The sequence below is a fragment of the Nocardioides sp. NPDC057772 genome, assembly GCF_042798075.1.
Classification (GTDB): Bacteria; Actinomycetota; Actinomycetes; order Propionibacteriales; family Nocardioidaceae; genus Nocardioides.
The window spans coordinates 23,701-28,673 of the sequence record NZ_JBHVKN010000047.1; the positions used below are offsets into that span (position 1 = coordinate 23,701).

6 protein-coding genes and 1 pseudogene are annotated in these 4,973 nt (G+C 70.3%); 5 read left to right on the forward strand and 2 right to left on the reverse strand.

Annotated elements, in window-relative coordinates:
- On the forward strand, nt 1-417 hold a 417-nt coding region (locus ACFVJS_RS10920), incomplete at its 5' end, for a GNAT family N-acetyltransferase (RefSeq protein ID WP_378879384.1).
- Nucleotides 418-530: 113 nt separating this feature from the next.
- Nucleotides 531-1,469 (forward strand): endonuclease/exonuclease/phosphatase family protein, encoded by a 939-nt coding sequence (locus ACFVJS_RS10925; protein WP_378879387.1) that lies wholly within the window; start codon nt 531-533, stop codon nt 1,467-1,469.
- Here ACFVJS_RS10925 and ACFVJS_RS10930 read toward each other — a convergent pair.
- Nucleotides 1,461-1,850: a VOC family protein gene (locus tag ACFVJS_RS10930; protein WP_378879391.1), complete on the reverse strand. Its 390-nt coding sequence runs from the start codon at nt 1,848-1,850 to the stop codon at nt 1,461-1,463. The two genes, ACFVJS_RS10925 and ACFVJS_RS10930, sit on opposite strands and share 9 nt — an antisense overlap.
- A gap of 187 nt (nt 1,851-2,037) precedes the next feature.
- On the opposite strand from ACFVJS_RS10930, the gene ACFVJS_RS10935 reads away from it, so the two are divergent.
- Both ACFVJS_RS10935 and ACFVJS_RS10940 read left to right on the forward strand, forming a co-directional pair.
- Complete coding sequence (locus ACFVJS_RS10935; protein ID WP_378879394.1) at nt 2,038-2,166, forward strand: hypothetical protein; 129 nt, start codon at nt 2,038-2,040, stop codon at nt 2,164-2,166.
- Nucleotides 2,153-2,554 carry a type II toxin-antitoxin system VapC family toxin gene (locus ACFVJS_RS10940; protein ID WP_378879396.1) on the forward strand — a complete coding sequence of 134 codons (402 nt, stop codon included), beginning with the start codon at nt 2,153-2,155 and terminating at the stop codon, nt 2,552-2,554. Before ACFVJS_RS10935 ends, ACFVJS_RS10940 begins: the two co-directional genes overlap by 14 nt.
- Before the next feature lie 9 nt (nt 2,555-2,563).
- Here ACFVJS_RS10940 and ACFVJS_RS10945 read toward each other — a convergent pair whose 3' ends face one another.
- Nucleotides 2,564-3,403 carry an esterase/lipase family protein gene (locus tag ACFVJS_RS10945; protein WP_378879399.1) on the reverse strand — a complete coding sequence of 280 codons (840 nt, stop codon included), beginning with the start codon at nt 3,401-3,403 and terminating at the stop codon, nt 2,564-2,566.
- Nucleotides 3,404-3,647: 244 nt separating this feature from the next.
- Here ACFVJS_RS10945 and aspS point away from each other — a divergent pair.
- A pseudogene (gene aspS / locus ACFVJS_RS10950) lies at nt 3,648-4,936 on the forward strand (aspartate--tRNA(Asn) ligase).
- Nucleotides 4,937-4,973 lie beyond the last annotated feature (37 nt).

The following is a 4,973-nucleotide window of genomic DNA, read 5'->3' on the forward strand; positions in this document are numbered from 1 at the left end:
GAGGAGGCTCTGGTCGCGCGCGGCTGGGTCGAGGACGTGACCGTCGAGTTCCAGCTCGCCGGGCTCGCCGCCACCCGCCGCATCCTGCCGCCACCCGTCGAGGACGCCCGGGTCGAGACCGTGAGCGGGACCGACGACGCGCAGGTGCTGATCACCCTCGGCGACAGGGCCCGGATCATGGGCACGATGGAGCGGGACTGGCTGGCCGTCCACGACCTCGAGGTCGTGGAGGCCCACCGCCGTCAGGGGCTGGCCACCAAGGCCCTCGCCACCCTGCTCGAGTGGGGTGCCGAGCGCGGCGCCCGCGCCGCCTGGCTGCACGTGGAGACCACCAACGACGCCGGTCTCGCCCTCTATGGGTCCCTCGGCTTCACCGAGCACCACCGCTGCCGCTACTACGCCTCGCCGACCCCGTAGCCGACCCCGTAGCCGACCCCGTAGCGAAGCCGTCCGGGGCCGCTCACCCGGAATTCCGCGAGTGCTCATCTGCACCTGCTGAGGTGGTGGAAACCCCCACTCAAGGAGCGACGATGGAATCGGGCATCAGCATCACCAGGCGAGGCATCCTCACGTCCGCGAGCGCGCTGGGCGCGGCAGCGGCGGTCGGCACGACGGTCGGCGGCGCGCTGCCCGCGGCGGGCCAGACGCCCACGGACAGCCCCCTGATCGGCAAGGTCAAGGCACCCGACCTGCACGTGATGAGCTTCAACATCCGCTACGACCGCGAGGGCACGCAGCCGGGACAGCCGGACTACTGGCCCGAGCGCAAGCCCCTGGTCACCGCGTTCGTCGAGCTCGAGAAGCCGACGATCCTGGGCGTGCAGGAGGCCGAGTTCAACCAGCTCGGCGCGCTCGAGGCCGGCCTCGGGCCGAAGTACCGGATGCTCGGCTTCGGGCGTGACGGCGGCGCCGCCGGGGAGTACTCCTCGATCTTCTACGACGCCTCCCGCCTCGAGGCCCTGTGGTGGGACCAGTTCTGGCTCTCCGACACCCCGGACCTCATCGGCTCGGCGACCTGGGGCAACACGGTGACCCGGATCGTGACCTGGGTGCGGTTCCGCGACCTGGCGACCGGCACCGAGTTCCTGCACGTCAACTCCCACTTCGACCACCAGTCCGAGAACGCACGGGTCCGGAGTGCCGAGGTCGTCCGCTCGCTCATCGCCGACACCGGCCTCCCGGCCGTCTTCACCGCCGACGTCAACGCGGCCGCGGAAGCCTCGGCTCCCTACTCGGTCCTTGTCACCGACGGCGGCCTCACCGACACCTGGCTGGCGGGCAAGCAGCTGACCCCTCGCTTCGGCACCTTCCCCAACTACGGCACCCCGTCCCCGACCGGCAACCGGATCGACTGGATCCTGACGACCCCGGGCGTGACCGTGAAGGCGGCGGCGATCAACACCTGGACCCAAGACGGCCGCTGGCCCAGCGACCACACGCCGGTCCAGGCGCTCGTGCGCCTACCCTGACAGCAGGTCCCAGAGGTTCCCGAAGGGATCCCTGAAGACCTGGAGCGTCCCGTACGGCTCCTCGCGCACGGGCCCGACGAGCTCGATCCCGGCGGCGACCAGCTTCTCGTACGTAGCGCCGAAGTCGTCCACACGCAGGAAGAACGTAACCCGGCCACCGGTCTGGTCGCCGACCCTCGCGGTCTGCACCGGGCCGTCGGCCCGGGCGAGCAGGAAGCCGGTGCCGCCGCCGGGCGGACGGACGACCACCCATCGCTTCGGGCGGCCGTCGTTCGTGGTCGCCGGGGCGTCCTCGGCGACCACGAACCCGAGCACGTCGCGGAAGACCACCACCGCCTCGTCGTAGTCGGGAACGACGATCGTGACCAGGTCCAGATGCATCCTGTCCCCCTCAGCGTGGCGCGGCCATGGGTTGACCAACCTGGTTGACCAACCTACCGCGGACGCATGGGCGCAGCCCATGTCGTGAAGGTGCAGGAGGCGAAGACGCCTGTCCAGCCTGCTCGCCGAGGTCGAGGCGGGCGGCCAGGTCATCATCGCCCGAGGCGACCACCCCATCGCGCGCCTGGTGCCGATCGAGCGGCCGACCAGGCGGGTCCTCGGCGGCCTGCGCGTGAGCGTGCCCGACGAGTTCTTCGACCCGCTCCCCGACGACGAGATCGCCGCCTGGGAGGGCTCGCTCGATGAAGACCTATGAGCGGGTCCTCCTCGACACACATGCCTACGTCTGGCTGGTGAGCGACCCCGACCGACTCAGCCCGACCGCCTACGAGGCCGTCATCGACATCGACACCGAGGTGTTCGTCTCGGCGGCGAGCCTCTGGGAGATCTCCACCAAGACCCGGCTCAGCAGGCTACCGGGCGGAGGCACCCTGGCAGCCACCTTCGAGGACCGCACCCGACTTCACGTCCTGGAGCGGCTGCCGATCGATTTCAGCCACTCGCGCCTCGCCGGAGAGCTCGACTGGGATCACCGCGACCCCTTCGACCGCATGCTCGCCGCTCAGAGCATGCTCGAGAACCTTCCCCTCGTGACCAAGGACAGCAGGCTGCAGGCGTACGAGTCCATCCACACCATCTGGTGACCGCAGCGGTCAGCAGGTCTTCAATGCCGCAGAGGCCGGCCCTTCATGGGTGAGCGCGTCGAGGGTGAGGGCGATCGCGGCGGCGCTCATCGGGATGAGCAGGTGCTCGGAGAGGTCGAGCGCGCAGGCGTCCTGGATGCGTACGTTGGTGGTGTTCGGACCTTCGGCGAGGAAACCCGACGTATAGGGCACCACAACCTGGTCGGTGGCGGTGACGATCTGGGTGTAGGAGACGTCGCCCGGGGTCTCGTCGCCGGCGTTCAGGTCGGCGAGGAACTGAGACCCGGCGGTCTGCTGGGCGCACGAGACGCAGAGTCCGGTGGCGCCGGTCGCGCCGCCGTCGATGACGATCGAGGTGCCGTGGTTGGACGGGGCGAGGCCGACGAGATCCTCGACGAGGGCCGCACCACCGAGGTTCTTGATGTAGTAGCGCGGCATCATCCCGCCCTGGGAGTGCCCCACGAGGGAGACCTTCTCGGCGCCGGTGACGTCGCGCACGCGCTGGATGAACTCACCCAGATGCGCGGCCGAGTCCCGGATGTCTCCGGTCGCTCTGTTGCCGTAGTCGAGCGAGTAGACGCAGAAACCGGCCCGCTTCGTCGCCACCGAGATCGGGTCCAGCAGCGACCGGCGGTCGCCGAAGGTGCCGTGCACCAGGATCACCGGTGTCGGCCGCTCCGTCGAGGGCGCGCACGCCCAGTCGTTGGCCCCGACGGGGTCACCGTAGGGCGATCCCGGCAGTGGGATCGCGGTCCGGCTCGACCCCGCAGCGGCGGAGGCGGAGACCGGGACGAGAACGAGTGCGACGGCAGCGAGAAGACCGAGAAGACTCAGCAGAAACGGGCGCATGTCCGCTTCAACGAACCGATGTGACTGGCGTCACGATCGAAAACCTGTTGGCAGGGCCCGCGGCGCGGCACCTACGATCGCCACCGGCACCGCCGAGGAGTGACGACCCTCGGCCACACATGGCACGGCGGCGCCCGCGCGTACGGCGTATCGACGAGAGGCTGATGACACATCAGCGAAGGTGTGGTGGCACCGCGACCTAGCCCCCGCCCACACCTCCAGGGCCTCGCCGCCTGGAGGAACGATGAAACCGATAGACCGTACGCTCGCCGCCCACCTCGCTTCGGCCGCCGCCGGCTCCACGGTCCGGCTGTGCGGCCACGTGCACCGCCGTCGCGAGCTGGCCACCGTGACGTTCCTGGTGCTGCGCGACCGCAGCGGCCTGGCGCAGGTGGTCATCAGGCCGGCCGACGGACAGCAGGCACCACCCGAGGAGACGCCGGTCGAGGTGGTCGGAATCGCCACCCGCGACCCTCAGGCACCCGGGGGTGTCGAGGTCACCTCACCGACGGTCACCGGGCTCTCCGAGCCGGCGCTCACCCCGCCGGTCGAGCTGTGGCGCCCCGAGCTGGCGGCCGGTCTACCGACGCTGCTCGACCACGCGCCGGTGACCTGGCGTCACCCCTCGGTCCGCGCGCGCTGGGAGCTCGCCACGGCCTCCCTGCACGGCTTCCGGGCGACGCTCGACGAGGCCGGGTTCACCGAGGTCTACTCCCCCAAGATCGTGGAGTCGGCGACCGAGTCGGGGGCCAACGTCTTCGAGATCGACTACTTCGGGCGCCCCGCCTATCTCGCCCAGTCGCCGCAGTTCTACAAGCAGCAGCTGTCGGCATCTTCGAGCGGGTCTACGAGGTGGGGCCGGTCTTTCGCGCCGAGCCGCACGACACGGTGCGCCATCTCGCCGAGTACGTCAGCCTCGACGTCGAGCTCGGCTTCACCCGCGACCACCGGGATGTGCTGGCCGTGCTCCGCGAGGTGATCGCCGGGATGGTCGAGGGGATCGAGACGTACGCAGCGGGCGCGGTCGATCGGCTCGGCGTCGAGCTTCCCGCGGTGCCGCCGGAGATCCCGGTGATCCACTTCACCAAGGCACTCGAGCTGGTCGGCGCTCCTGCCGACGAGCCCGACCTGGCGCCCGAGCACGAACGCGCGCTGGGCGCTTGGGCACGGCAGACCCATGGCAGCGACCTGCTCGCGGTGGAGGGCTACCCGATGCGGAAGCGGCCGTTCTACACCCACCCCCAACCCGACGACGAGCGCTGGAGCAACAGCTTCGACCTGCTCTTCCGAGGTCTCGAGCTGGTCACCGGCGGCCAGCGTCTGCACCGGCTGACCGACTACGAGAAAGCCATCCGTGCCCGCGGCGAGGAGCCGGCGGCGTACGCCTCGTACCTGCAGACCTTCGCGCACGGGATGCCACCCCACGGGGGTTTCGCGCTGGGCCTGGAGCGGTGGGTGGCGCGGCTCGTCCGAGCCGCCAACATCCGCGAGGTCACCCTGTTCCCGCGCGACCTCCACCGCCTGACGCCATAGCCACCGCCGAGTCGGCTCGTCTTGACCAAAACGAGCC

What these genes read in the sequence shown, in the direction of transcription:
- ACFVJS_RS10940 (WP_378879396.1), top strand. Translation starts at nt 2,153, where the DNA reads ATGAAGACCTATGAGCGGGTCCTCCTCGACACACATGCCTACGTCTGG.
- ACFVJS_RS10945 (WP_378879399.1), bottom strand. Translation starts at nt 3,403, where the DNA reads ATGCGCCCGTTTCTGCTGAGTCTTCTCGGTCTTCTCGCTGCCGTCGCA.
- ACFVJS_RS10930 (WP_378879391.1), bottom strand. Translation starts at nt 1,850, where the DNA reads ATGCATCTGGACCTGGTCACGATCGTCGTTCCCGACTACGACGAGGCG.
- ACFVJS_RS10925 (WP_378879387.1), top strand. Translation starts at nt 531, where the DNA reads ATGGAATCGGGCATCAGCATCACCAGGCGAGGCATCCTCACGTCCGCG.